Source organism: Acidovorax soli, assembly GCF_014207955.1.
Lineage (GTDB): Bacteria > Pseudomonadota > Gammaproteobacteria > Burkholderiales > Burkholderiaceae_C > Acidovorax > Acidovorax soli_A.
In genome coordinates this window covers 1-23,562 of the sequence record NZ_JACHLK010000033.1, presented here as the reverse complement: position 1 = coordinate 23,562, position 23,562 = coordinate 1, and the positions used below count along the sequence as shown (strand labels likewise).

The following is a 23,562-nucleotide window of genomic DNA, read 5'->3' as shown; positions in this document are numbered from 1 at the left end:
TCACCCCAGTGGTCTTGCGCCCCCCGCCTGTGGCTGTGATGGTGCCGGGCGCCGCAATCCCAGGATGTTCGCGCCAAAGAGCACGCATGCCGTCCCCGCCAGCATGGCGGCCCCTGGCGCTGCCTCGGGCTTGGCCGCCACGCTCCAGGCCGCCAAGCCCAGGCAGCCCGCGAGCACCAGCTGATTGGCGCGCAAGGCTGCAAGCTGCAGCAAGCCCGGCCCGCGCGCAAAGAAGACTGCCCCCAAGGCCAGCAGCAACGACAGCATGGCCAGCCCATTGAGCGCGATGCTGGCATTGTGCAACCACGACAGCGAAAAGCCGCGCAGCAAGGCCACCAGAGAGCCGCACAGCAGCAGGCCCCCGAGATTGAGCAGCGCAAGTGCCAGGCGCAGGGCCAGTGGCCTGTGCCCTGCGGGGCGGAGCATTCGATCATCGGTGCCCGGCATGCGCGGCGATCCTTTCCTTGGCGGCCATGGGTTGGCTCCTGCGGTGGGTGGCGGTTTTGGCGCCATTGTCGGGGACATTGGCAGCTTTTCACCCGCCCAGGCCTGTCCTGTCCTGCCTACCTCTTCCCGGCTGGCACAGCCGTAGGACCTATCCGACGTGCGCCCCTGCGGTTTGAAGGCATGATGGAATGTCGATGCTCCGGTTGGTCGGGGGGTCCCTCCATCTTCATTCATGTCATCCCTCCTGGATACGCCCCGCGCCCCCGTTGACCCCGATCTGTCGGCCTGCCATGCAGAGCCCATCCGCGTGCCCGGGGCCATCCAGCCGCACGGCCGCCTGCTGGTGCTCGACCCGTCGGCCCGCCACCCCGTGGCCCGCAGCGACAACTGGACCGCACCGGCCCTGGAAGCCGCGCTCGCCCGGCTGCACAGTGGCACCGCGGCCACCCTGGCGCCCGGCGCTGCGCCCGTCTCCCTGGGGGTTTGGGGCTTCGGGCAGGTGCAAGAGCGCTGGGATGTGTCGGCCCACCGCACCGAACGCCACCTGCTGGTCGAGTTCGAGCCCGCCTTCCCCACCGACGGCAACGACGCGCCCATCTACTCGCTCACCCGGGTCTTCCTGCCGCGCCTGCAGGGAGCCGACTCCATCAACGGGCTGGCCCAACTGGCCGCCACCGAGATGAAGCGCCTGAGCGGATTCGGCCGCTGTCTGGTCTACCGCTTCGACGAGGCCGGCCACGGCCAGGTGCTGGCCGAAGACACCGACCCGGGCTACGACAGCTATGCCGGCCACCATTTCCCGGCGGACGACATTCCCCAGCAGGCGCGCGCGCTCTACGTGCTCAACCACTTCCGCCAGATCGCCGACGCCCACTACAGCCCCGTGCCCCTGCGCATCGACGACCGCAGCCTGGCACCCGCCGACATCGACCTGTCGCAGGCACAGCTGCGCAGCGTCTCGCCCGCGCACCTGGAATACATGCGCAACATGGGCACGCTGGCGTCCATGTCGGTCTCCATCGTGATCGAGGGGCGGCTGTGGGGCCTGATCTCCTGCCACGACCATGCGCCACGCTTCATCGGCGTCTCCACCCGCCTGGCCTGCGAGCACCTGGGCCAGCTGCTGGCCCTGCAGATCCAGTCCAAGCAGGCCACCAGCCAGGTCACTGAGCGGCTGGCCCTGCGCCAGCACACGCTGGACATTGTGGCCCACCTCGCCGACAGCGACGGCACCCTGAGCCTGCTGGCCGAGGTGCCCACCCTGCTGCACTTCGCCCAGGCCAGCGGCGCGGCCGTGGTGCGCGACGAAGACGTGTGGAGCGTGGGCGACGTGCCCCCCGATGGCGCCATCAAGGACCTGGCCAACTGGGTCGCGGGCCTGGGCGTGGAGGTCTTCCACAGCCACCAGCTGGCGCAGGACTATGCGCCCGCGCGGGCGCTGCCGGACATGCCCGCCGGCGTGCTGGCGGTGTCCATCTCGCAGGTGCACCGCCACGTGATCCTGTGGTTCCGCCCCGAGATCGTGAAAACCGTCACCTGGGCCGGCAACCCGCGCAAGAACACCCTGGCCGCCGACGGCCGCATCCACCCGCGCCGCAGCTTCGAGAGCTGGCAAGAAAGCATCCGCGGCACCTCGGCCCCCTGGTCTGCGGCCGAAGTGGCCGTGGCCGGCGAGCTGCGCCAGGCGCTCATCGGCATCGTGCTGCGCCGCGCCGAAGAATTTGCCGAGGTGGCGCACGAGCTCGCGCGCGTGAACAAGGAGCTCGAAGCCTTCTCCTACACCGTCTCGCACGACCTGCGCGCCCCCATGCGCCACATTGCCGGCTATGTGGACCTGGTGGTCGAGCTCGAGCGCAAAGCCCTGTCCGAGCGCGCCCTGCGCTACCTGGGCAACGTCAAGGATGCCGCGGCCTACGCCGGGCAACTGGTCGATGCGCTGCTCGACTTCTCGCGCATGGGCCGGGCCGCACTCAAGCAGCGCCCCGTCGACATGCAGGTGCTGCTGCAGGACCTCGTGCACGAACTCTCGCGCCAGGAGCCCGAGCGGCGCGTACAGTGGTCGCTCGACCCCGCCTTCCCCGAGCTGCTGGCCGACCCCCTGCTGCTGCAGATGGCCGCGCGCAACTACCTGAGCAACGCCCTGAAGTACACCCGCGGCCGCGACCCGGCCCACATCGCCGTGCGCGCCATCCACAGGCCCGAAGGGGACGGCATCGAAGTGCACGACAATGGCGTGGGCTTCAAGATGGAGTATGCGGGCAAGCTGTTCGGCGTGTTCCAGCGCCTGCACCAGGCCGAGGAATTCGAGGGCACGGGAATCGGCCTGGCCATCGTCAAGCGCATCGTCGAGCGCCATGGCGGCAGCGTCTGGGCCTGGGGCGCGCCCGGGCAGGGTGCGCGCTTTGGCTTCACCCTGCCCCGCACCCAAGCCGCCAGCCCCCCCAACACTTCCGCCCTACCGCCTGGGAGCCCATGATGCTCAAACCCATCCTGCTCGTCGAAGACGACAAACGCGACCTCGAACTCACCCTGATCGCGCTGGAGCGCAGCCAGTTGGCCAACGAAGTCGTGGTGGTGCGCGACGGCGCACAGGCGCTGGACTACCTGCGCCGCGAAGGCGATTTCTCCGGGCGCGATGCGGGCAACCCGGCCGTGGTGCTGCTGGACCTCAAGCTGCCCAAGGTCAACGGGCTCGAAGTGCTGCAGGCCGTGCGCGCCGACCCTGCGCTGCGCAGCCTGCCGGTGGTGATGCTCACCTCCTCCCAGGAAGAGAACGACGTCGTCAAAAGCTACGAGCTGGGCGTGAACGCCTATGTCGTCAAGCCCGTCGCCTTCGACCGCTTCGTGTCGGCCATCGGCGACCTGGGCGTCTTCTGGGCCGTGCTGAACGAACCGCCTCCAGGCTCCTACCGGGTCCACCGCCATGACGAGCACGCTTGAACAGGCCATGGCCACCCTGGACACGGCAGGCGCCCAGGCGCGGCCGCCCGCGCCGCTGCGGGTGCTGATCCTCGAAGATTCGCGCTTTGACGCCGAACTGCTGGTCGAGGCCCTGGCCAGCGCGCGCCCAGGCACCCACACCACCATCGCCAGCGATGAGGCCGGCTACGTGCGCGCACTCACGCAGCAGCGCTTCGATGTGATCCTGTCCGACTTCGAGCTGCCGGCATTTTCGGGCGGCGCTGCGCTGGACGCGGCGCGCCAGCATGCGCCCGAGGTTCCCTTCATCTTCGTCTCGGGCGTCATCGGCGAGGACAACGCCGTCGAGCTGCTCAAGCGCGGCGCCACCGACTACGTGAGCAAGAACCGCCTGGCCCGTCTGCCCTTCGTGCTGGACCGGGCCCTGCAAGAGGCCGCCAGCCGGCGCACCCTGGGTGCGGCCGAGCACCGCCTGCGCGAGATCGACGCCGCCCTCAACCGCGCCGAAGCCCGGCGTCTGGCGCTGGTGGAACTCTCGGACCGCATCCGCGACATGGACGACGTGGTCGAGATCGGCTACACCGCCGCCGAGACCCTGGCCAGCCAGTTCAACGTGGACCGTGCCGGCTACGGCCTGGTCGACAAGGCTGCAGAGACCATCACCATCGAGCGCGACTGGAACGCCCCTGGCGTGCACAGCCTGGCCGGCGTGCTGCAGTTCCGCGACTACGGCTCCTACATCGACGACCTGGCACGCGGCGTCACCGTGGCCTTTTCCGACGCCCGCGAAGACCCGCGCACCCGCGAGACCGCCCATGCGCTGGAGGCCATCTCGGCACGCGCCGTGCTCAACATGCCGCTGAGCGAGCAGGGCAACCTGGTCGGCCTGCTGTACCTCAACCACAGCCAGCCCCGCGCCTGGGCCGAAGACGAGGTGGAGTTCGTGCGCGAGGTCGGCTACCGGCTGCGCTCCGTGCTGGCGCGCCGGGAAGCGCAAAAGGCGCTGCAGGACTTCGCGGCCTCGCTGGAACGCCAGGTCGAGGAGCGCGCCGCCGAGCTCGAAGCCGCCAAGGAGCAACTGCGCCAAAGCCAGAAGCTCGAGGCCGTGGGCCAGCTCACGGGTGGCCTGGCGCACGACTTCAACAACCTGCTGGCCTCCATCACCGGCTCGCTGGAGCTGCTGCGCCGCCGCGGCAGCGCCCGCCTCACGCCCGACATGGAGCGCTACATCGGCGTGGCCCAGGGCGCGGCCAAGCGCGCCGCATCGCTCACCCACCGGCTGCTGGCCTTCTCGCGCCGGCAGACGCTGGAGCCCAAGACCCTGGCGCTCAACGAGCTCGTGCACGGCATGGAAGAGCTGCTGCGCCGCACCGTGGGCCCCGAGATCGCCATCGAGATCATTGCCGCCCCCGACCTGTGGAACGTGCACGTGGACGCCAGCCAGATCGAGAGCGCCCTGCTCAACCTGTGCATCAACGCGCGCGATGCCCTGCCCCAGGGCGGGCGCATCGTGATCGAGACCGCCAACCGCCTGCTGGACGCGCGCACGGCCGGTGCCGCCGACCTCCCGCCCGGCGCCTATGTGTGCATGTGCGTGCGCGACAACGGCGTGGGCATGGCGCCCGAGGTCGCGGCCATGGCCTTCGACCCCTTCTTCACCACCAAGCCCCTGGGCATGGGCACGGGCCTGGGGCTGTCCATGGTGTACGGCTTTGCCAAGCAGTCCGGCGGGCGGGTCAGCCTCCAGTCGCAGCCGGGCGTGGGCACCTCGGTGTGCATCGAACTGCCGCGCAGTGAGCACGCGCCCGAGCAGGGCACCGCCGAGCAAGGCCCGGCCGCCGCGCCGCGCGCGCACCAGGGCGAGACCGTGCTCGTGGTGGACGACGAGGCCGCCCTGCGCATGCTGATCGTCGAGCTCATGCAGGACCTGGGCTACGCCACCCTGGAGGCCGGCAACGGCGCCGAGGCCATGCGCTGGCTGCGCACGGACCGACCCATCGACCTGCTCATCACCGATGTGGGCCTGCCCGGCGGCATGAACGGCCGCCAGGTGGCCGACGCCGCCCGCAGCGAGCGCCCGGCCCTCAAGGTGCTGTTCGTCACCGGCTACGCACAGACCGCGTTCGACGAGGGCCGCCTGGAGGCCGGCATGCACGTCATGACCAAGCCCTTCGAGATGGACGCGCTGGCCCGGCGCGTCCAGGAAGTCATCAAGGACACCTGAGCTGGCATCCACCCCGCCCCGGCCCTCCCATCACTGCCCCGCCTTGCGCTGCCGGGCCCGGCGCGAGAACATGTTGAGCAGCTCCACCAGCGCCGAGAACGCCATGGCCGCGTAGATGTACCCCTTGGGGATGGCTGCGCCAAAGCCCTCGGCGATCAGCGTGGTGCCGATCAGCAGCAAGAAGCCCAGCGCCAGCATCACGATGGTCGGGTTGGCCTGGATGAAATTGGCCAGCGGCGTGGCCGCGAACAGCATCACCCCCACCGTGACGAGCACCGCCACCACCATGATGGGAATGTGCTCCGTCATGCCCACGGCGGTGATGATGCTGTCGATGGAGAACACCAGGTCCAGCAGCAGGATCTGCCCGATCGCGGCCGGCACCGAGAGCCCCACGCCCTGCGGCGTGAAGACATCGGGCCCGGGATCGGGGTCCACGCTGTGGTGGATCTCCTTGGTCGCCTTCCACACCAGGAAGAGCCCGCCCGCGATGAGAATGATGTCGCGCCACGAAAAGCCCTTGCCGAACACCGTGAACACCGTGGCCGTGAGCCCCACGATGAAGGCAATCGTGCCCAGCAAGGCCAGCCGCATCACCAGCGCCGCACCGATGCCGATGTTGCGCGCCCGGGCGCGGTCCTTCTCGGGCAGCTTGTTGGTAAGGATGGAGATGAAGATCAGGTTGTCGATGCCCAGCACCACCTCCATCGCGATCAGCGTGACCAGGGCCACCCAGGCGGCGGGGTCCGAGACAAGGGTTTGCAGGTAGTTCATGGCGGGCACCGGGTTGGCGGGGTTGAACGACTGGCTGGTCAGGCATCTTAAGTGGATGCACGCCAAAACGCACCAGGTCTGGCGCGCACCCTCTGCCCATGCGCCAGAATCGCGCCCGTGACCACCCGCCGCAAACCATCGACCACCACCCGCGTTCGGCTTTTGCCCCTGCACGCCGGGTACCAGCAAGCCTTTCTCGCCGCCGTGCGCGCCAGCCGCGCGCTGCACCGGCCCTGGGTGTCACCGCCCGCCACCCCCGAGCAGTTCGCGGCCTATGCCGAGCGCATGCAGGCGCCCAGCCAGTGTGGCCTGCTGGTCGTGCTGCAAAACGAAGCCGGCACGCCAGAGCTGGCGGGCGTGGTCAACATCACCAACATGGTCATGGGGCCGTTCTGCAGCGCCTATCTGGGCTACTACGCCTTCGCAGGCTTCGAGCGCCAGGGCCTGATGCGCGAAGGCCTCACACAGGCTGTTCGACATGCCTTTCGCACGCTGAAGCTGCACCGGCTGGAGGCCAATATCCAGCCTGGCAATACTGCCTCGCTGGCGCTGGTGCGATCCTGCGGTTTCAGCAAGGAAGGCTACTCGCCCAGGTACCTCAAGATCGGCGGGCGCTGGCGCGACCATGAGCGCTGGGCCATTGTGGCAAGCTAAGCTGCTGCAACAACCCACAGCACCCGAGCATGACCATCGCCAGCGTCCGCTTCTACTTCTACACCACCGCGCGCAAGCGCGACCTCGCGCTGACCGCTGCGCACTGGGGCTTTGCAGACTGGTTTCCGCGCCGCCTCAAGCCCATCCGCGAAGCACTGCGCGGGCCCGAGGCCAAGGGCGTGGACATCGTCAACCTGATGCTCTACGAGAACCCCGAGCACGCCCTGGTGCATGACACCTGGCAACGCTGCATCAACGTCTTCCAGTTCAACTTCGTGTGCGACCTGCGCCCGCTGGAACAAGGCGACCCGGCCGACAACGTGCAAAAGCTCATGCAGTTCTATGCCGCGTTGGCGGAGCATGCGCCCTGGCCCCAGGTGCGGGCCCTGGTGCCCGCGCTGCGCGAGCCGCTGAGCGAGGTGGACCGCATCACCCTGCGCCCTTACCTGCAGTGGCCGCGCGGCGAGATGGTGAGCGAGGCCCAGGCGCGGCGCATCGTGGGCCGCGCATGAGCCCATTGCCGCAGGCCCACTTGCGGCGCTAGCTATCGTGGCGATAGCAAGGCTTGCTTGCACACTTGCTGCACTGCGCGGATAATCCACACCACTATGAAAATCCTCACCAACGTGATCAAGGCATCGTTCGCCACCCAGTAACGCCCATCGATCGCGTATCGGAGGGCTGCGCGCCTTCCGGACCATAGAACCCCGGCAGGCTCCGTCCCCCGGGGTTTTTTGTTTTCTGACCTGATTTTTTGGACCAACCCATGCGTACCTACGACAAGTTGATCGCCACGATTCCCGACCGCCGGAGCATGAGCCCCGTGCGCCCGGGCTCCGGCGACAGCACCACTCTCAGACGCTAGCGACCAGGCGAATTCTTCATTCACTCGCCTGGGCTGGCGCAAAGCCAACAACCAGGCGGCAGCTGCTCGCAGGGCCGAGTGCAGCCGCAAAAAGCAAGTGATTGATTGAAAGATTCGCCATGACCAAGACATTCCGCACCCCCGTTACCCGCCAACTGCGCAACCTGGGCGTCATTGCCCACGTCGACGCGGGCAAGACCACGACCACCGAACGCATCCTGTTCTACACGGGCGAAAGCCACCGCATCGGCGAAGTGCACGACGGCACGGCGCACATGGACTTCGACCCGCAGGAGCAAAAGCGCGGCATCACCATCAACAGCGCGGCCGTCACCGTGCACTGGAAGGGCACGCAGCTCAACCTGATCGACACGCCCGGCCACATCGACTTCAACATCGAGGTGAACCGCTCGCTGCGCGTGCTCGATGGCGCGGTCGTCGTGTTCGACGGCGTGGCCGGCGTGGAGCCGCAGACCGAGACCAACTGGCGCCTGGCCGACAAGTACCGCGTGCCGCGCATCGCCTTCATCAACAAGCTCGACCGCGTGGGAGCCGACTTCCACCGCGTGGTGGCCATGATGCAAGAGCGCCTGGGCGTGCGCGTGGTGCCGCTGCAGATCCCCATTGGCGCGGAAGGCGACTTCCGCGGCGTGGTGGACCTCTTGAGCCTGCGCGCGCGCATTTGGGACAAGGATGACGCAAGCGAGCCCTACCGCGAGGCCGACATCCCCGCCGACCTGGCCGAGCAGGCCGCGCGCGAGCGCGTCCGCCTGGTCGAGGCCGCCGTGGAGCAGGACGAAGCCGCCCTGCAGGCCTACGTGAACGGCGACGACATCGCCGTGGACGTGCTGCGCGCCGCCATCCGCAAGGGTGTGCTGGCAGGTGCCTTTGTGCCCGCGCTGGCCGGCTCGGCCTTCAAGAACCGTGGTGTGGAGCCCTTGCTCGACGCCGTGGTGGACTACCTGCCCGCGCCCGAAGACATCGTGCGCGATGGTGGCGAGAGCGCTGCGGACCCGTTCAAGGCCCTGGCCTTCAAGGTCGTCACCGACGACCATGGCGCCAAGGTGTTCGTGCGCGTGTACGCAGGCCGCCTGGCCCGTGGCGACGTGGTGCTCAACACCAGCACGGGCAAGACCGAGCGCGTGTCGCGCCTGCACGAAGTGCATGCCGACAAGCACATCGAGCGCGACGAGCTGGTGGCGGGCGACATCGCGGCCATCGTGGGCCTCAAGGACACGCTGACCGGCCACACGCTGAGCGACCCGGCCCACCCCGTGGTGCTGGAAGAGATCAGCGTACCCGAGCCCGTGATCCACGTGGCCATCGAGCCCCGCACCAGTGCGGACCAGCAAGGCCTGTCCAAGGCCCTGCAGTCCCTGCTGCGCGAGGACCCGAGCCTGCGCCTGCAGCACGACGCCGAATCCGGCCAGACCATTCTGTCCGGCATGGGCGAGCTGCAGCTCGAAGTCTCGGTCGAGAAGCTGCGCGCACGCCACGGCGTGAACGTGTCGGTGGGTCGCCCCCAGGTGGCTTATCGCGAAACCATTTCGAAGAGTGTGGAGGTACACCATGTGCACAAAAAGCAATCGGGCGGCCCCGGCCAGTTCGCCGAGGTGAAGTTGGTGCTGGAGCCCCTGCCCAGAGGCGAAGGCATCCGCTTTGAAAGCAGCATCGTGGGCGGCGCCGTGCCGCGCGAGTTCATCCCCGCCGTGGAGGCCGGCATCCGCCGCGCCGCCCTGGCAGGCGTGGTCGCCGGCTACCCGGCCGTGGACTTTGCCGCCACCCTGGTGGACGGCAGCTTCCATGAGCGCGACTCGTCCACGCTGGCCTTCGAGCTGGCGGCCATGGCCGCCTTCCGCGAAGGCTTTGCCAAGGCAGCGCCCCAGGTGCTGGAGCCGGTGATGGCCGTCGAGGTCATCACCCCCGCCGACTACCTGGGCGACGCCATCGGCGACCTGAACCGCCGCCGCGGTGTGGTGCGCGGCCAAGGCCAGCGCGGCAACGCCGCCACGGTCGAGGCCCAGGTACCGCTCAAAGAGATGTTCGGCTACATCGGCAGCCTGCGGGCCCTGTCGTCAGGCCGGGCGCAGTATTCGATGCAGCTGGACCACTACGGGGTGGTGCCTGCGGCGCAGGCTGCCGAGCTGGTGGGCTGAGCCGACTGGCGTGCCGGGCTGTACAGCCCGGTGATGCAAAAAGGAGAGAGGGGCGTGGACGAGGTCTGCGCCCCTTTTTTTCTTGTGCTCAACCCGCCACGGCATTGGCAGCGGATGCGCCCGGTGGGGTTTCAAAGGTCGATCTGGACAACTGGTCCACAGCGGCCAGCAGCGAGGGAATTCGGTGCAGGCCCGCCATGCCCCTCACCCAGCCTGCCGCCTCTGCCAGATCGACACCAACGGCCGTCACGAACAAAGGCCGCGCCGAGGTGCCCCGCCGCACCTGGACCACGGCGGGGCATGTCTCGGCCCCATGGAACGCCGTCTTGGCAACGCCCACCACCGGCGTCGCATTCCCCAGAGCTTGATAGAGGTGCGCGCCCAACCCTGGCCGGCAGGCACCATCCAGCCACACATAGCCATCGATCACGATCACGTCGGGCTTGGCTGCAAGCTGCTCCAGAACCCGCAGCAGGCATGGCAACTCACGCTTGTAGAAAGCCCCGGGCTCGTACTCCTGCACCGACTCGATGTCCGACACATGCGTGGCGAGGGGAAGCTCAGTGGCCCATGACGGGGCGGTGACACAGGCGGCACGGGCAACGTTGCTCCGGTAGTCCACGTCCAGAATTGCGATTCTCATTGGGTTGCGTTGACGATGCCAGAGTGCAGGCCTTGCGGGCCCTCCAGATGGACCACGGCCCCAGTGCCAGCGGCCGTTCCGCTTCGCGTATGCACCCAGTCCCCTTCGCAGAGTGAAAACACCTCATACCACTCTGTATTGACCACCGCGCCATAGTAGTGCAGCGTAATTTGCTCTGCATCGAGAGCAATGCCTGCGAGATCGCTCTCATAGCTATCGCTGTGAAGACCGGTCCGTTTGCATTCATCAACGCAGGACTGTTGCACGACACGATCGAAAGCCATCAAGTTGGCAAGGACTTGAAAGGCAAACCCGATTGCTCCTAAATCCAGCTCTCCATAGGGGGCTGGGAACGAGACGTCAATTTCGTGATCCTTGTCCAGGAAGATCTCCGCCACGGCTCGCCCCTGCTGAACAGAAAAAATATCGGAGACAAGAGACCGTGCGGCTCTTGCACCGTCATACCGATCAGGCTGTACTACCAACATGTTTTTTCAGTATCCAGGGAGTTGAATTCGCTGATGTAGCAGCACGACAGGTCGTAGCGCTTGCTGCGCAGGCGAAAGTTGGGTGCGGTGAAGTCCGGGTCGGTGCGTAACCCGCAGGCCGGGCATGCGGGGCAGCCGGCCGCAGGGTCCAGCACGTCGCAGGAGCCCGCCATGTACGAGCGGTTGTCCTGGACGTGGACGGTGTAGAGCGGGCCGGCAGGCCAGGCATCGGCAGAAGGTAGGCCTTGAGGGCTGCTGTTGGGCATGCTGGCTGATTTATACCAGCAGGGGCGACCCTGCACAGGGATCCACCAAGACTTTGCAGATGCCGCTCTGCGCATGTGTTGACAGAACCCCGATGGGCCTGTTGTATTCCCGCGCCAACAAGCACCAACCAGCGCCAACCAGCGCTTGCCGGCCCGCAGCCACGCCGCCTACCATGGCCCTCCCATGCCACCAGACAACAACGCCCCCCTCCCCCGCCGCTTCCTGCGCTTCCTCGGCCCCCTGGTCGCCACCAACCTGCTGCAGGCCCTGGGCGGCACGGTGGTCACCATCTGCCTGGGGCAGTTGCTGGGCGCGCGTGCGCTGGCGGCGGCGGTCAGCTTCTTTCCGCTGTTCATGTGCTGCATCGCCTTCGTGATCGGGCTGGGCGCGGGGTCTTCCGTGCTGGTCGGCCAGGCCTGGGGCGCGCGCGACCCCGACAAGGTGCGCCGCGTGGCCGGGGCCGTGCTGGTTGGGGGCCTGGTGCTGGGCTGCGCCGTGGCCGTGCTGGGGGCGGCGGTGATTGGCGAGCTGCTGCGCGTGCTGGGCACGGCCGAGGATGTGCTGCCCGACGCGATAGCCTATGCGCGCGTGCTCTTCGTGGCCATGCCGCTGCTGTTTGCGCACCAGTTGGCCGCGGCGCTGCTGCGCGGCCTGGGCGACACGGCCACGCCGCTGCGCGTGCTGGTGCTGGCCTCGGGCCTGTGGATGCTGCTCACGCCGGCCTTCATCCTGGGCTGGCTCGGCTTGCCCCGGCTGGGCACGGCCAGTGCGGGCTGGGCGAGTTTGATCGGCAATGCCGTGGCCGTCGCCTGGCTGGCGTGGCACCTGCACCGCAAGGACCATCTGCTGGCCTTCAGGCACCTGCGCCCCCACCTGCGCTGGGATGTGCCCCTGCTCGGCACCGTGGTGCGGCTGGGTGTGCCCACGGGGCTGTTCTTCATCACCAGCTCGCTGGCCGATGTGATGCTGCTGCGCCTGGTCAACGGCTACGGCTGGCAGGCCACGGCGGCCTGGGGCACGGTGAACCAGGTGATGGCCTATGTGCAGCTGCCCGCCATGTCCATCGCCATCGCGGCCTCGGTGTTTGCAGCGCAGGCCATTGGTGCGGGCAACCCCGAGGAGCTGCGCCGCGTCACGCGCGTGGGGCTGTGGATGAACCTGGCGCTCACGGGCGGGCTGGCCCTCATCGTGGCCATCGCCTCGCCGCTGGCCACCCGCCTGTTCACCAGCGACCCGGCCGTGGTGGGCCTGGCCGCCACGGTGCTGCGCATCACCGTGTGGGGCAGCCTGGCCTTCGGCCTGGCCAGCGTGTTCACCGGGGTCATGCGTTCGGCGGGCACGGTGCGGGTGCCCACCACCATCTCGCTGTCGTGCCTGGCGTTTGTGCTGGTGCCGCTGGCCTATGCGCTGCAGCACCCGCTGGGGCTGCAGGGCCTGTGGGCCAGCTACCCGCTGACCTACCTGTGCGCGCTGGCGCTGCAGGCCACCTACTTCCACGCCGTGTGGCGCAAGCGGCCGATCACGCGGTTGGTTTAGGGCCCGGCGGGCCTGACCCCGCCCAACGCCAGTTGGCCAGATGGCACCTGGAGGGCAGCTTGGTGAGCACGGCGCTGGCCGCCAAAAGTTCCCCCGCCAATGCCAGGAAGAAGCCCGGTTCCCATGGGTTTCACCCGGCAATGCCAAGGGCCGGCCCGCCCCAGAATGGCAGGGATCGCAGGCCGAACATCCTTCCTGCGGGCCACGCGGTAGGGCCATCAACGCCCGCGCAACCCAGATTCCTTTGCTTTGTTCTTCCTTCCAGGAGCCCCTGCCGTGCGCCGCCACGCCCTGACCCTCGCCTTTGTTCTCTGGAACCTCGTCGGCCCCCTGGCCCATGCAGGCGACCGCTGCCGTGGGGACTGCCATGGCGCAGGCCTGGCGGTGCTGATCCTCATGCCGCTGCCGGTCATCTTTGCCTACTTCTGGGGCAAGAGGACGGATGGCCCCGACCTGGGCCAGCTGCTGGCCTATGTCACCCTGAGCGGCGTGTTCGGCGTGTGCGCCGCCTATGCCTTGATGGTGGGGCTGTCCGCACCGCGCTGGAGCGCCTGGGTGGCCCTGGGCATCGTGCAGTACGCGGTGTTCGCCCTGCTCATCCATCCCCGGCGCCATCCCGCAGCACGCTGACCGAGCCCTGCTGGGGTGTGCCGGCGCTTGACCTCAAGTGTGGTTGATGTTTTACAACCATGGGCAACGCAACACTTCTGGCCCGCCGGGCCCGGCACCCATGGACATCCAGGCACTCGAATCCCTGCTCCAGCGCGGCGTGGACAACGCCCTGCTGCGCTTCACGCTGGGCGCCCACTACCTCCAGATGAACGAGCCCGCCACGGCCATCACCCACCTGGAGCAGTCGCTGCAACGCGACCCCGACTACTCGGCCGCGTGGAAGCTGCTCGGCAAGGCCCATGCAGCGGGCGGCCACACCGGGGCCGCACAGCAGGCCTGGACCCAGGGCCTGGCCGTGGCCGAGCGCAAGGGCGACAAGCAGGCCTTCAAGGAGATGCAGGTCTTTCTGCGCCGCCTGCAGGGCGCAACAGCGGTCATCAGCCCCGTGACCAGATCCTGAACGTCACGTACAGCGCATAGGCCAAGAAAGCCACCATCCACGCGAGGAAGAACACATTGCCCCAGTACTGGCCCGCCTGCTCGGCCAGGGTGTAGACCTGCCCCCTACAGCCCTTGCCGACGCACTCGATCTGCCCTTGGACCAACGCGCGCAGCAGGCCAAAGCCCAGAAAGCAGGCAATGCCGGCACACACCACAAAGCCCACCGGCCCCAGCGGCGGTTTGGCGATCTCGCCACTCTCGTCGCGCAGGCCCTGGGCCAGCAGCTTCTGGCCGTAGCGGTACACGGCGTAGCCAAGCGCAAGCATCAGCACATAGTAGAGGGCAGCAAGCATGTCGCGGTGATCGGTGATGGGGTGGATCGGCCTGAGGCCTTGTCGGCGATAGTAGCCGAGCACGCACCTGCCCGTTCTACCCTCCCACCGCCTGCATGCGCAGCCACTGCGCCACCGCCTGCACGGCAGCCGAAGGCGACCGGTCGGCATGCATGGCCAGGTGGTAGGTATGGCCCTCGATGACGGGGCCGAAGGGCTGCACCAGGTGGCCGGCCCGCAGTTCCTCGGCCACCAGCGCCAGGCTGACCAACGCGATGCCATGGCCTGCCACGGCCGCTTGTATGGCATGCCCCTCGTCTGAAAAGCGCAGCTGGCCCGCCTGCGCGGGCGGGCGCCGCCGCGCCCGTGCGAACCAGCGCTCCCAGGTCGGGTTCTCGGGGTGGGGGCGCCTCCAGTCGAAGCGGATCCAGGGCACGCGGGCCAGGTCCTGCGGCGAAGCGATGCCCAGGCGCGGGTTGGCCACGGGGGCAAAGCGGTCGGTGAACAAGGGCTCGGTCACCAGCCCGGGGTAGGGCCCCCGGCCATAGCGCACGGCGATGTCGACGGCGCTGGAGCGCAGGTCGACCACCTCGTCGCTGGCCTGCAGCTGCAGGTCGATGCCGGGGTGCCGCTGCCGAAAATCGGCCATGCGCGGCACCAGCCATTTCACGGTGAAGGCGTTGGTCGCCGAGATGCCCACCTGCGCCCGCGTGCGCTGCTGCGTCAGCCGCGCCAGCGTGGCCGCAAACGCATCGAAGCCATCGCGCAGCACCGGGTAGAGCTGGGCACCGGTCTCGGTCAGCAGCACCTTGCGCACCTGGCGCTCGAACAGCACCAGGCCCACCTGCGCCTCCAGCGCGCGGATCTGGTGGCTGACGGCCGTGGGCGTCACTGCCAGCTCTTCGGCCGCGGCCTTGAAGCTGCCCAGGCGCGCCGCCGCCTCGAAGGCGCGCAGCGCAGAAAGCGGAAGGGAGCGGCGTTGCATGGTGGTTCCGGCGAATGGATGAATTCACCTCATCTTACAGGTGACATATCAACCTTTGTCACCACGCCCTGCAATCCCTACATTCAAACCACGGATCGGCCACCACCCTCTTCTGCACCGGCCGGCCACGAATGAAAGGATGTTCACCATGCAACTCGAACGCATCACCACCCAGCCCGACAACTACGCACCCTTCCTGCTCTCGCAGGGCATCCGCTTTGGCGACCTGCTGTTCATCTCTGGCCAGGCCGGTGCGGCCGACGATGGCCAGATCGTGCCCGGCGGCTTTCTGGCCCAGGGCGAGCAGGCCTTTGCCAACCTGCGCCGCGCGCTGGAGGCCGGCGGCTCCAGCCTGAAGGACGTCATCAAGGTCACCATCTTCGTCACCGACATTGGGCACTTTGCCGATGTGGTCACGCTGCGCCGGCGCTTTTTCTCGGCCCCCTACCCGGCCGACACCATTGCCGAGATCAAGGCCTTGTACGACCCCGCCGCCATGATCGAGATCGAGGCCATCGCCGCCGTCCGCCAGCCGGAGGGCCGCTGAGATGGCCGGCCATGCACTGTTCACACCGCTGCACCTGGGCGGCGCCCTGGAGCTGCCCAACCGCCTGGCCGTGGCACCGATGACCCGCGTCAGCGCCACGGCGCAGGGCCACGCCACGCAAGCCATGGCCGATTACTACGCAGACTTTGCCGCGGGCGGCTTTGGCCTGGTCATCACCGAGGGCATCTATACGGATGCGGCCCACGCCCAGGGCTACCTGTTCCAGCCCGGCCTGGCGGATGCGGCGCAGCGCGATGCCTGGCGGCCCGTGGTGGACGGCGTGCATGCACACGGCGGCCGCATCGTGGCCCAACTGATGCATGCAGGCGCCCTGTCGCAGGGCAACCCGCACCGCACCACGGCCATGGCGCCTTCGGCCGTTCAGCCCCGTGGCCAGCAGATGGCTTTCTACCGCGGTGAAGGGCCCTACCGCATGCCGCAGGCGATGACCACCGCCGATATCGCCGAAGCCATCGACGGCTTTGCCCAGGCGGCGCGCCGGGCGCAGCAGGCCGGCTTCGACGGGGTTGAAATCCACGGCGCCAACGGCTACCTGCTGGACCAGTTCCTGACCAGCCACACCAACCAGCGCGACGACGGCTACGGCGGTAGCCTGGCCAACCGCCTGCGGCTGGTGGTCGAGGTTATCCAGGCCGTCCGCCAGTCCACGACCGGCGGCTTCGCCATCGGCGTGCGCATCTCGCAAGCAAAGGTCAACGACTTCACCCACCAGTGGGAGGGCGGCGAGGCCGACGCCGCGCAGATCTTCGGCACGCTGGGTGCGCAGCCCATCGACTACCTGCACACCACCGAGTTCGAGGCCTGGCGCCCGGCGTTTGGCGAGCACGGCCCCAGCCTGGCCGCGCTGGCGCGGCGCCATGCCGCGGTGCCGGTGCTGGCCAACGGTTCGCTGCACGAAGCTGGGCAGGCCCAAGGCCTGCTGGCGCGGCAGGAGGCCGACGGCATCACGCTGGGCCGCGGCGCGCTCACGCATGCCGACTGGCCGGCCCGGCTGCGCAGCGGTGCGGGGCATATCCACTTCGACCGCGAGCTGCTGGCGCCCATTGCGGACCTGGCCAACGCGGCCCGCCACCGCGCAGCGCAGCAGACTTCATCGTCACCTCACACAGGCCCGCAACACTGCATGCAAAGCCCTGCATGAGACCACCCCCTTGATGACCCCAGCAACCCCTGAACGTGCCAGCCGCCCCACATCCTTCCTCGGGCGCGCTGCCGCACTGGCCGGGGTGCTGTGCCTTGCGGTGGCCGCACTTGCCACCTGCACGCAAGACGGGGACGCACCCCGGCCCGACAAGGCACGTACCTCGGTCGACACACGCCTGCTGGCCACCGACATCCACGTCTCCATCGCGCAACGCCCGCTGGTGCTGCCCTTCGTGGCACTTCCGGAGCATGTCGGCCGGGGCATGTCGTTCTCACTGGACCGCCAGGGCGACCGCCGGCGAGCGGCCGATGCCCGCCAGCAGTTCCTGCGCGACGCGGCCGACCCCGGCCAGCCCCTGCCGCTGGACAGCCTGTCCGTGGTGGTGGACGCCTATGGCTGGGACCATTCCGCCCCGGGCCAGCCGCCGCTGTGTGCCCTGCTGACCCGCGAATGGGCGCGCGCCGTCTGCGACAACCCCTGGGCCGCCACGCGGCAGGCCTTGCCTTACAACCGCCTGCGCCTGCTGGACCTCAGCCGCCTGCGCACCACGGGCCCCGGCCGCCAGGCCGAGTGCCGCGAAGGCACGCCACCGCCCAGGGCTCTGCCCACCGAACCCGGGCAGGCCGTTCTGCTGTGCAACGCCATGGTCTACGGCGGGCGCCAGGACCAGCACCACCACGCGGTGCTGCGCATCGACGGCGACCTGGGCGCCTTGTGGACGGTCTGGCACTACGGGCAAAACGGTGAAACCGCTGAAGCCATGGCACAGCGCGAAGGCCAGGCCATCGCCCATTTCGTGCAGTACGCGCTGGGCCCGCGCGAGGACTTTGCCGCCCTGCAGGCCCGCATGTGCCGCCTGCGCCGGCCGGACTCGGCGGACCACCCCCACGGTGCCGACTGCAGCCGGGCGGCACGCCGGCAGGTGGAGCAGCGCGATCGCGCCACTTGACATAGAGTGCACTCCAGCTTGCCCAATCACGGCTCCACCCCTTTTTCTTTTCTTTTTGGAGCCCACCATGCAAGCGAACAAGGCACTCATGCAAGCCATCTTTTCCGAACTGGCACAAGGCAACGGCCGCCCGCTGGTCGATGCCATGGCCGACGATTTCTGCTGGACCTTCAAGAGCGAAGGCCCCTGGCGCGGCAGCTACCGCGGCAAGCAGGCCGTGCGCGAAGAGCTGCTCGGGCCACTTATGGCGCAGTTCGCCGACCGCTACACCAACACCGCCCAGCGCTTCATCGCCGAGGGCGAGCACGTGGTGATCGAATGCCAGGGCCGTGTCACCACCAAGGCCGGCCAGCCTTACCACAACCAGTACTGCTACGTGTGCCGGCTCGAAGGCGGCCAGCTCAAGGAGCTCACCGAGTACATGGACACCGCGCTGGCCCAGGCCGTGCTGGCGCCCCCTGCGAGGCCGGGCACATGAGCGGCGGCGACGACCACCAGGGCCGCCGCCAGCCAGGCCGTGGCGGGCTGCTGCGCATCGGCGAGCTGGCGGCATTGAGCGGGCGCAGCGTGCATGCCATCCGCTGGTACGAAGCCCAGGGTCTGATGCCCAACGTCGCACGCGATGCCGCGGGCCGGCGCGTCTACCACACGCGGCACCTGGACTGGCTTCAACTGATGGAGCGGCTGCGCCACACCGGCATGTCGATTGCCGAGATGCGCCAGTACACCGACCTGGTGTGCCAGGGCCGCGCCAGCCTGCGCCAGCGCAAGGACCTGCTGCTGGCCCACCGCGCACGCGCCCAGGCCACCATCGCCGAGTGGCTGCAGGCGCTGGAGCTCATCGACGGCAAGATCGCTTTCTACGACGAGTGGATCGGCACCGGCCAGCCGCCACGGGTGTTGCCACACGAGCAAGCCAGGCCCGCAGCGCTGACTGCGCCCACAGGCAAGCCCAAGCGCCGCCGTGCAAGCAAGGACTGATGTGCTGGCGCATCGGCCCGGGGGAAACCAGCGCACCGGCGTAGACTCCCGCATCCCCCGCCGCCCTGCCCCATGCCCACCGACACCGCCCACCGCCCCCACCTGCGCCGCACCGGCCTGGCGCTGCTCATCGTGGGCAGCGTGGACATCGCGGCCTGGCTGGTCTGCGTGGCGCTGGATGTGCCCTACCTCTCCAGCTTCAACATCTTTGCCGCACTGGGCGGCATCTTCCTGCTGCGCGGCAGCCTGCGCGCGGCGTCCATCGTGCGGCGCATGGCGGTCTCCATGCTGGCCCTGCTCGGTGCCGTGGTGCTGCTCTCGCCGCTCATGCAGCCCCCAGGCCTCACGCTGGCCATGGCCCGGGCCCACGCGGCGCTGGCCGCCCTTGGCGGCGTGCTGCTGGTCTTCACCGTGGTGCTGATGGCCTGGCTGGCGCGTGAGCTGGGCACGCCCGCGGTGCGCGAGGCCATCGCCGCCGCCGGCCTGCGCCAGCGCAGCACGCGCTGGCCCATTGCCATGGGCATCGGCGTGGCCGTGCTGCTGGCCGCCATGGGCACGGCGCTGCAGCACACCGATGCGGCGGCCCGGGCCATCAACGAGGCGCGCGCGGCCAACGGCGACGGCTACCACTACCACCTGGGCCTGATCCAGGTGCGGCAGACCCCTGCGGGCCGCGAGGTCTATGGCACCGTCTCTGCATGGAACGGGCACGAACTCAAGAGCGTGCCCTTCCATTGGCTGCAATGAGCAGCAGCCTTGGTAGAAGAATCGATGGAACAGGTGGATGGCCGCCCACGCAAGGGCTGCGGCAGCGGCAGTGTCGCAGGCCGGGCGTTCAGCCCCCGGCCATCGCCTCGCGCAACACCCCATGGGTGTCGCACTGCTCGTCCAGGTCGCTGATGGCCTGCTCGGCCTGCTCGGCCGGGTAGCTCAGGCGCACCACAAGGAACTCCTCGCCGCTGTCGTCCAGCACCTCGTGCCTGCGCCCCGCACCCAGCGCCTGCCAGACGAGCACGACGCTCATCGCGTCGGTGGTCGCGCTGATCATGGTGCTGTGCGATTCGCGCCCATCGCGCGTGAATCTGAAAACGGCTGACGAGATTGGCATACGGGGCTGGGTCCCTGGATCGGCTCTGAGCGATGCCCAGATACCCCATGGTAGCAACACCCTGCTGGCCGCTTGTCCAACAAAGACAGCGCAAAAAGTAAGCCATTCGTAACAGGCCGCGCGGCGCGCCAGCGCCCTAAAAAAGGGCCCGCTCGGCGGCGGGCCCAACTCGCGATGGTCACGAGGGAGAGACGCCGATCCGGGGTCCACAGCACCCCTCACGGCGCAGCCATGGTAGTGGGCCGCCGATGGCTGGGTTTGTAGGACGGCACCCCAAGCTTTTGGCACCGTCCGGCAGGTCCGAAAAATGCCGCAAGCTCTTGCCGCTGCTTACATTTTGCAGGCCTGCATGCCCCCTGGATACAGCCCGTGCATCTGCTTACCGGGGTGGGCGTTTTTCCGACCGGCGCATAGGACAAAACCTACAAGGCGCCCCCACCCTGGCGCCCAAGAATGGACCCACACACGGTCGTCGTGTGCAATGTTTTCACTTCACCCAACAGGAGAACAGGTATGCCCAAGAACAACCCTCAAGGCAGCAACCACCCGAACCAGGACGACAACCACCAGCAGCGCAAGCCATCGGGCGAGCGCCAGCAGGAGCAGAGCACCGGCAGCTCGGGCAGCCGCCAACAGGGCCAGCCAGGCCAGCAGCAGCACAGCGAGGCCAGCCGCCAGCAGGGTGAATCGTCGTCGAACCAGCGGTCCCCCAAGACCCAGCATTGAGCCGGTTTCTGCGGCCCGCACAGTCCGGCACCCGGGGCGCGCGTTCGCGCCCTCCGCGCACAGCGGCTTGCGGGCCGCAGTTCCTTCCTCCCCCCCCTCTCCACCACCCGCCGGGTGCCGCCGCACGCCCCAAGGAGCAAGACAATGGGATACCGAGACAGCGACGACAGCGGCTTTTCGCGCCACGGCATGGGCCGCGACCACGACCACCCCGACCTGGGCCGCGACGAAGACCTGCACACCAGCCACTCCGTCTCCCTGGACAGCCTGCGTGCGCGCCGCGATGGCCAGACCTACCCGGGCCCGCGCACATGGGAAGGGCATGAGCCCCCGCGCGGCAGCGGGCATGAACGCTACGGCACCGGCTACGGCTACGGTACCCGCGCCCCCGACATTGGCGGCCACGAGCCCCGTGCCCTGTACAGGCCGGAGCAGCACTACCGCCCCGACGACCGCGGCCTGCAGCAGGGCGCCACGGCCCCCGGCAACCGCCCAGGCCGCAGCTACGGTTATGGCCACGACGGCCGGCCGGACGGCGGCTACGCAGGGAATGGCGGGCCAGATGGCATCGACCACAACGACCGCTCCCCGTCCCACCGTGGCAGCCAGCGGCGCTACGACCCCGACTACCTGGCCTGGCGCGAGGAGCAGATGCGCCTGCTCGACGAAGAGTACGACCTGTGGCGCGCCGAGCGCTACCAGAAATTCACCGAAGAATTCAACGCCTGGCGCAGTGCGCGCAGCCGCGGGCCCCGGGGCCAGGGCGCAGAGGGCCTCCAGGGCAGCGACACCGCCGCCCCGGGCAAGGCCAAGGACGGATCTTGACGGCTATGGTTTGCAACCGGGGCCTGTCCACCGCGTTGTCCACCAGGAAGGGATGCATGGATTCAGCATGGCGGCGCTGCACTGCAGGCCCCTGCAACCCCACCCCGCCGTGCCAATCAAGGCGCACAGCGCTCGGAACCCTCCATCCAGCGCACAGCAGCCAAGTGCCACGCGGGCCGGGGCATCACCCCTTTCGGACAACGCCCTGGGCAGGCCCGGGTTGTTCCTCTTCTTCTCAGTTTTCAACGGCGCCGCGCTCCACCAGCAAGGCACGAAACTGGCACGGCCATGGCCAGTGCCCCCGTGCAAGGGCCGCCCCGCCGCACTGGGGGCGTCCCCCTCCCGACTCGCGCAGCGAGGAGAGAGAGGGGGAAGGCGCGAAGCGACTCAGGGGGTGTTTCACTTCAGCGGCGCAATCCCGCTGTCGGCCGCCTCGCGCGGGGGCGGTGCGCCACGTGCCTGGAGCGTAGGCAGCCAGCGGGGGAACAGCGACGGGCCGGGCGCTGTGCCAGCCGCGCCATGGGCAGGGCCGGTCAGGAAGCGGAAGTCCCGCTCCGGGTAGGCCTTGCGCAAGGCCGCACGCCCCTCGGCGGTGATGGCCAGCACCTGTGCGCTTTGCAGCGCACAGCCCACCTCGGGCAGAACCGCCTGCACCAGGTGGGCCGCCGCCAGCACGCGCACGCAGTCGATGCCCCGGGCGTCGCCCACCGTTCGGGGCAGATCGCCCTGCGACAGCTCGAGCATGAACTCCATCGGCATCAAGACGCTCCCTGGTCAAGCGGGCCATTGTGGGGCCGCACTACGCAATTCGCAACGTTTTACACAAAAAGAAACGGGCGGGCCGCCCCTTACCTGCACACCTGGGTCCCAACCTATCGCCTAGCACATTGCGCATCTGTCTGACAGCGCAGGCCCCACGCCGGCGCCATCATGGGGAGCCGCTGACCTTGCCGCCTGTTCAGCCGTCCTCTGAAAGCCACCAACATGCTGTCGCCGCCGCTGCTCCCCACGCCCGTGCCGCACCCTCTTTTGCAGTGGCTTCTGCTACTGCCGCTGCTGTGGCGGGCGCGCCCCGGTGCCACCCACCCCCATCCCATGGGGCCGGTGGACCCCGTGCCCGAACCCCGGCCCGGCAACCCCCTGCCGCCCGAGCCCTTGGGGCCCCACCCCACCCCCGCGCCGGCGTAGCGGGCCCCCGCCAGCGCCCGCCGCCGGTGCGCCGGTTCCCATGGCAATTGATTGATTGATCAACACCGGGGTGGACGTTAGGATGTTTTGATGACCTGGAGCAGCCCATGCGACTAGTGCTTGCCTACCCCGAGGATGCCGACAGCGAAGACAAGGCTGCGCAGGCAGAGCAGGCCGCGCTCGAGGTCTGCCTGGCCGCGCATGTGAACCCCTACATGGCCTGGCACGACTACTCCATGGTGCACTCCGGCCTGAACCTGCCCTCCTCGGCCTTCGCCACCGCCGAGATCGCGGGCGCCTTCGTCTGGATCGAGGCCATCGCCGCCGCGCAGGAGTTCCTGAACCCGCCCCGGGGCGCCAAGGTCGAGATCGACGTGCTCTTCGAGCCCGGCGACGAGCGCCCCCCGCCCCAGGAGTTCGGCCCTGGCAGGGCCGTGCTGCGCGATCACCTGTACCTGCAGATGTGCCTGGAGCCGCGCCTGCTGGCCAACGCCGTGCCGCCGCCGCCGCAGGATGATGACGAGGGGTCGGGCCCTGTGCCGTTGGGGGCGAGGCACGAGTTGAGCTTTGAGAGTGAGTGACGGGCTGGGCGGTGAAGCGGCTGTTTTGACTTCATGCCTCTGCTGAGGGCGGGAGCCGGGATGTGCGCCCGGCGGCGCAGTAACTTTCTCTTGGGCCGCCAAGAGGGTGTAGAAGAAACCTATTTGAGCCGCCCCAAGAGCATGCGGGC

General features: G+C 68.7%; 27 protein-coding genes. 18 read left to right on the top strand and 9 right to left on the bottom strand.

Annotated features, from left to right (window positions below):
* Positions 1–426 carry a hypothetical protein gene (locus HNP48_RS34550; RefSeq protein ID WP_184866086.1) on the bottom strand — a complete coding sequence of 142 codons (426 nt, stop codon included), beginning with the start codon at positions 424–426 and terminating at the stop codon, positions 1–3.
* Between the two features lie 253 nt (positions 427–679).
* On the opposite strand from HNP48_RS34550, the gene HNP48_RS34545 reads away from it, so the two are divergent.
* The 3 genes from HNP48_RS34545 to HNP48_RS34535 are packed head-to-tail and all read left to right on the top strand — an operon-like array spanning position 680 to position 5,590.
* A complete protein-coding gene (locus HNP48_RS34545; RefSeq protein WP_184866084.1) occupies positions 680–2,923 on the top strand; it encodes an ATP-binding protein in 2,244 nt (747 codons plus the stop codon).
* Complete coding sequence (locus HNP48_RS34540; RefSeq protein WP_184866080.1) at positions 2,923–3,387, top strand: response regulator; 465 nt, start codon at positions 2,923–2,925, stop codon at positions 3,385–3,387. Before HNP48_RS34545 ends, HNP48_RS34540 begins: the two co-directional genes overlap by 1 nt.
* Positions 3,371–5,590, top strand: a complete 2,220-nt coding sequence (locus HNP48_RS34535) for a response regulator (protein ID WP_184866079.1) — start codon at positions 3,371–3,373, stop codon at positions 5,588–5,590. Before HNP48_RS34540 ends, HNP48_RS34535 begins: the two co-directional genes overlap by 17 nt.
* A 30-nt stretch (positions 5,591–5,620) precedes the next feature.
* Here HNP48_RS34535 and HNP48_RS34530 read toward each other — a convergent pair whose 3' ends face one another.
* Positions 5,621–6,364 carry a TerC family protein gene (locus HNP48_RS34530; protein WP_184866077.1) on the bottom strand — a complete coding sequence of 248 codons (744 nt, stop codon included), beginning with the start codon at positions 6,362–6,364 and terminating at the stop codon, positions 5,621–5,623.
* 117 nt (positions 6,365–6,481) lie between these two features.
* Between HNP48_RS34530 and HNP48_RS34525 the strand changes: the two genes are divergently transcribed.
* The 3 genes from HNP48_RS34525 to fusA all read left to right on the top strand — a co-directional run bounded on the left by HNP48_RS34525 (position 6,482) and on the right by fusA (position 10,039).
* Complete coding sequence (locus tag HNP48_RS34525) at positions 6,482–7,018, top strand: GNAT family N-acetyltransferase (protein WP_311773895.1); 537 nt, start codon at positions 6,482–6,484, stop codon at positions 7,016–7,018.
* A gap of 29 nt (positions 7,019–7,047) precedes the next feature.
* A complete protein-coding gene (locus HNP48_RS34520; RefSeq protein ID WP_184866075.1) occupies positions 7,048–7,530 on the top strand; it encodes a hypothetical protein in 483 nt (160 codons plus the stop codon).
* Between the two features lie 472 nt (positions 7,531–8,002).
* Positions 8,003–10,039, top strand: a complete 2,037-nt coding sequence (gene fusA, locus HNP48_RS34515; RefSeq protein ID WP_184866073.1) for an elongation factor G — start codon at positions 8,003–8,005, stop codon at positions 10,037–10,039.
* An 88-nt stretch (positions 10,040–10,127) separates the two neighbouring features.
* On the opposite strand, the gene HNP48_RS34510 is transcribed toward fusA, so the two are convergent.
* Genes HNP48_RS34510 through HNP48_RS34500 form a run of 3 tightly spaced genes read right to left on the bottom strand, consistent with a single transcriptional unit; the run spans position 10,128 to position 11,436 of the window.
* On the bottom strand, positions 10,128–10,682 hold the full coding sequence (locus tag HNP48_RS34510) for an endonuclease V (RefSeq protein ID WP_184866071.1): 555 nt from the start codon (positions 10,680–10,682) through the stop codon (positions 10,128–10,130).
* Positions 10,679–11,170 carry a hypothetical protein gene (locus tag HNP48_RS34505; RefSeq protein WP_184866069.1) on the bottom strand — a complete coding sequence of 164 codons (492 nt, stop codon included), beginning with the start codon at positions 11,168–11,170 and terminating at the stop codon, positions 10,679–10,681. The genes HNP48_RS34510 and HNP48_RS34505 overlap by 4 nt, the downstream gene beginning before the upstream one ends.
* Positions 11,161–11,436 (bottom strand): hypothetical protein, encoded by a 276-nt coding sequence (locus HNP48_RS34500; protein ID WP_184866067.1) that lies wholly within the window; start codon positions 11,434–11,436, stop codon positions 11,161–11,163. The genes HNP48_RS34505 and HNP48_RS34500 overlap by 10 nt, the downstream gene beginning before the upstream one ends.
* A 184-nt stretch (positions 11,437–11,620) precedes the next feature.
* On the opposite strand from HNP48_RS34500, the gene HNP48_RS34495 reads away from it, so the two are divergent.
* The 3 genes from HNP48_RS34495 to HNP48_RS34485 all read left to right on the top strand — a co-directional run bounded on the left by HNP48_RS34495 (position 11,621) and on the right by HNP48_RS34485 (position 14,045).
* Complete coding sequence (locus tag HNP48_RS34495; protein WP_184866058.1) at positions 11,621–12,973, top strand: MATE family efflux transporter; 1,353 nt, start codon at positions 11,621–11,623, stop codon at positions 12,971–12,973.
* 276 nt (positions 12,974–13,249) lie between these two features.
* Positions 13,250–13,603: a hypothetical protein gene (locus HNP48_RS34490; protein ID WP_184866056.1), complete on the top strand. Its 354-nt coding sequence runs from the start codon at positions 13,250–13,252 to the stop codon at positions 13,601–13,603.
* A 100-nt stretch (positions 13,604–13,703) separates the two neighbouring features.
* Positions 13,704–14,045, top strand: a complete 342-nt coding sequence (locus HNP48_RS34485; protein ID WP_184866054.1) for a tetratricopeptide repeat protein — start codon at positions 13,704–13,706, stop codon at positions 14,043–14,045.
* Here the strand turns inward: HNP48_RS34485 and HNP48_RS34480 are convergent.
* A complete protein-coding gene (locus HNP48_RS34480) occupies positions 14,023–14,379 on the bottom strand; it encodes a hypothetical protein (RefSeq protein ID WP_184866052.1) in 357 nt (118 codons plus the stop codon). The genes HNP48_RS34485 and HNP48_RS34480 overlap by 23 nt on opposite strands.
* A 76-nt stretch (positions 14,380–14,455) precedes the next feature.
* Positions 14,456–15,343, bottom strand: a complete 888-nt coding sequence (locus HNP48_RS34475; RefSeq protein ID WP_184866034.1) for a LysR substrate-binding domain-containing protein — start codon at positions 15,341–15,343, stop codon at positions 14,456–14,458.
* Between the two features lie 148 nt (positions 15,344–15,491).
* Between HNP48_RS34475 and HNP48_RS34470 the strand changes: the two genes are divergently transcribed.
* The 6 genes from HNP48_RS34470 to HNP48_RS34445 all read left to right on the top strand — a co-directional run bounded on the left by HNP48_RS34470 (position 15,492) and on the right by HNP48_RS34445 (position 19,732).
* Positions 15,492–15,890: a RidA family protein gene (locus HNP48_RS34470; protein WP_184866032.1), complete on the top strand. Its 399-nt coding sequence runs from the start codon at positions 15,492–15,494 to the stop codon at positions 15,888–15,890.
* 1 nt (position 15,891) lies between these two features.
* Positions 15,892–17,052 carry an NADH:flavin oxidoreductase gene (locus HNP48_RS34465; RefSeq protein WP_184866030.1) on the top strand — a complete coding sequence of 387 codons (1,161 nt, stop codon included), beginning with the start codon at positions 15,892–15,894 and terminating at the stop codon, positions 17,050–17,052.
* A gap of 13 nt (positions 17,053–17,065) precedes the next feature.
* On the top strand, positions 17,066–18,004 hold the full coding sequence (locus HNP48_RS34460) for a hypothetical protein (RefSeq protein ID WP_184866028.1): 939 nt from the start codon (positions 17,066–17,068) through the stop codon (positions 18,002–18,004).
* A 67-nt stretch (positions 18,005–18,071) separates the two neighbouring features.
* Positions 18,072–18,482, top strand: a complete 411-nt coding sequence (locus HNP48_RS34455; protein WP_184866026.1) for a nuclear transport factor 2 family protein — start codon at positions 18,072–18,074, stop codon at positions 18,480–18,482.
* Entirely contained in the window at positions 18,479–18,985 is a 507-nt protein-coding gene (locus HNP48_RS34450) for a MerR family transcriptional regulator (protein WP_184866024.1), read from the top strand. Before HNP48_RS34455 ends, HNP48_RS34450 begins: the two co-directional genes overlap by 4 nt.
* A 72-nt stretch (positions 18,986–19,057) precedes the next feature.
* Positions 19,058–19,732 carry a hypothetical protein gene (locus HNP48_RS34445; RefSeq protein ID WP_184866023.1) on the top strand — a complete coding sequence of 225 codons (675 nt, stop codon included), beginning with the start codon at positions 19,058–19,060 and terminating at the stop codon, positions 19,730–19,732.
* 88 nt (positions 19,733–19,820) lie between these two features.
* Here the strand turns inward: HNP48_RS34445 and HNP48_RS34440 are convergent, their stop codons facing one another.
* The gene (locus HNP48_RS34440) at positions 19,821–20,033 is read right to left on the bottom strand and encodes a hypothetical protein (protein ID WP_184866021.1); all 213 of its coding nucleotides are present in this window, start codon (positions 20,031–20,033) and stop codon (positions 19,821–19,823) included.
* Positions 20,034–20,606: 573 nt separating this feature from the next.
* Between HNP48_RS34440 and HNP48_RS34435 the strand changes: the two genes are divergently transcribed.
* Both HNP48_RS34435 and HNP48_RS34430 read left to right on the top strand, forming a co-directional pair.
* Positions 20,607–20,819, top strand: a complete 213-nt coding sequence (locus HNP48_RS34435; RefSeq protein ID WP_184866019.1) for a hypothetical protein — start codon at positions 20,607–20,609, stop codon at positions 20,817–20,819.
* A 144-nt stretch (positions 20,820–20,963) separates the two neighbouring features.
* Positions 20,964–21,644, top strand: coding sequence for a hypothetical protein (locus HNP48_RS34430; RefSeq protein WP_184866017.1), 681 nt, complete (start codon positions 20,964–20,966; stop codon positions 21,642–21,644).
* Positions 21,645–22,043: 399 nt separating this feature from the next.
* Here HNP48_RS34430 and HNP48_RS34425 read toward each other — a convergent pair whose 3' ends face one another.
* Positions 22,044–22,403 (bottom strand): hypothetical protein, encoded by a 360-nt coding sequence (locus HNP48_RS34425; RefSeq protein WP_184866015.1) that lies wholly within the window; start codon positions 22,401–22,403, stop codon positions 22,044–22,046.
* Between the two features lie 536 nt (positions 22,404–22,939).
* Here HNP48_RS34425 and HNP48_RS34420 point away from each other — a divergent pair.
* Complete coding sequence (locus tag HNP48_RS34420) at positions 22,940–23,413, top strand: hypothetical protein (RefSeq protein ID WP_184866013.1); 474 nt, start codon at positions 22,940–22,942, stop codon at positions 23,411–23,413.
* Positions 23,414–23,562 lie beyond the last annotated feature (149 nt).

Bases quoted from the DNA above. Each gene is read 5' to 3' on its own strand.
- HNP48_RS34500 (WP_184866067.1), bottom strand. From the start codon at position 11,436: ATGCCCAACAGCAGCCCTCAAGGCCTACCTTCTGCCGATGCCTGGCCT.
- HNP48_RS34475 (WP_184866034.1), bottom strand. From the start codon at position 15,343: ATGCAACGCCGCTCCCTTCCGCTTTCTGCGCTGCGCGCCTTCGAGGCG.
- HNP48_RS34440 (WP_184866021.1), bottom strand. From the start codon at position 20,033: ATGATCAGCGCGACCACCGACGCGATGAGCGTCGTGCTCGTCTGGCAG.
- HNP48_RS34470 (WP_184866032.1), top strand. From the start codon at position 15,492: ATGCAACTCGAACGCATCACCACCCAGCCCGACAACTACGCACCCTTC.
- HNP48_RS34455 (WP_184866026.1), top strand. From the start codon at position 18,072: ATGCAAGCGAACAAGGCACTCATGCAAGCCATCTTTTCCGAACTGGCA.
- HNP48_RS34485 (WP_184866054.1), top strand. From the start codon at position 13,704: ATGGACATCCAGGCACTCGAATCCCTGCTCCAGCGCGGCGTGGACAAC.
- HNP48_RS34465 (WP_184866030.1), top strand. From the start codon at position 15,892: ATGGCCGGCCATGCACTGTTCACACCGCTGCACCTGGGCGGCGCCCTG.
- HNP48_RS34495 (WP_184866058.1), top strand. From the start codon at position 11,621: ATGCCACCAGACAACAACGCCCCCCTCCCCCGCCGCTTCCTGCGCTTC.
- HNP48_RS34520 (WP_184866075.1), top strand. From the start codon at position 7,048: ATGACCATCGCCAGCGTCCGCTTCTACTTCTACACCACCGCGCGCAAG.
- HNP48_RS34430 (WP_184866017.1), top strand. From the start codon at position 20,964: ATGGGATACCGAGACAGCGACGACAGCGGCTTTTCGCGCCACGGCATG.
- HNP48_RS34540 (WP_184866080.1), top strand. From the start codon at position 2,923: ATGCTCAAACCCATCCTGCTCGTCGAAGACGACAAACGCGACCTCGAA.
- HNP48_RS34545 (WP_184866084.1), top strand. From the start codon at position 680: ATGTCATCCCTCCTGGATACGCCCCGCGCCCCCGTTGACCCCGATCTG.
- HNP48_RS34510 (WP_184866071.1), bottom strand. From the start codon at position 10,682: ATGAGAATCGCAATTCTGGACGTGGACTACCGGAGCAACGTTGCCCGT.
- HNP48_RS34435 (WP_184866019.1), top strand. From the start codon at position 20,607: ATGCCCAAGAACAACCCTCAAGGCAGCAACCACCCGAACCAGGACGAC.
- HNP48_RS34420 (WP_184866013.1), top strand. From the start codon at position 22,940: ATGCGACTAGTGCTTGCCTACCCCGAGGATGCCGACAGCGAAGACAAG.
- HNP48_RS34505 (WP_184866069.1), bottom strand. From the start codon at position 11,170: ATGTTGGTAGTACAGCCTGATCGGTATGACGGTGCAAGAGCCGCACGG.
- fusA (WP_184866073.1), top strand. From the start codon at position 8,003: ATGACCAAGACATTCCGCACCCCCGTTACCCGCCAACTGCGCAACCTG.
- HNP48_RS34530 (WP_184866077.1), bottom strand. From the start codon at position 6,364: ATGAACTACCTGCAAACCCTTGTCTCGGACCCCGCCGCCTGGGTGGCC.
- HNP48_RS34425 (WP_184866015.1), bottom strand. From the start codon at position 22,403: ATGCCGATGGAGTTCATGCTCGAGCTGTCGCAGGGCGATCTGCCCCGA.
- HNP48_RS34460 (WP_184866028.1), top strand. From the start codon at position 17,066: ATGACCCCAGCAACCCCTGAACGTGCCAGCCGCCCCACATCCTTCCTC.
- HNP48_RS34535 (WP_184866079.1), top strand. From the start codon at position 3,371: ATGACGAGCACGCTTGAACAGGCCATGGCCACCCTGGACACGGCAGGC.
- HNP48_RS34480 (WP_184866052.1), bottom strand. From the start codon at position 14,379: ATGCTTGCTGCCCTCTACTATGTGCTGATGCTTGCGCTTGGCTACGCC.
- HNP48_RS34445 (WP_184866023.1), top strand. From the start codon at position 19,058: ATGCCCACCGACACCGCCCACCGCCCCCACCTGCGCCGCACCGGCCTG.
- HNP48_RS34450 (WP_184866024.1), top strand. From the start codon at position 18,479: ATGAGCGGCGGCGACGACCACCAGGGCCGCCGCCAGCCAGGCCGTGGC.
- HNP48_RS34550 (WP_184866086.1), bottom strand. From the start codon at position 426: ATGCTCCGCCCCGCAGGGCACAGGCCACTGGCCCTGCGCCTGGCACTT.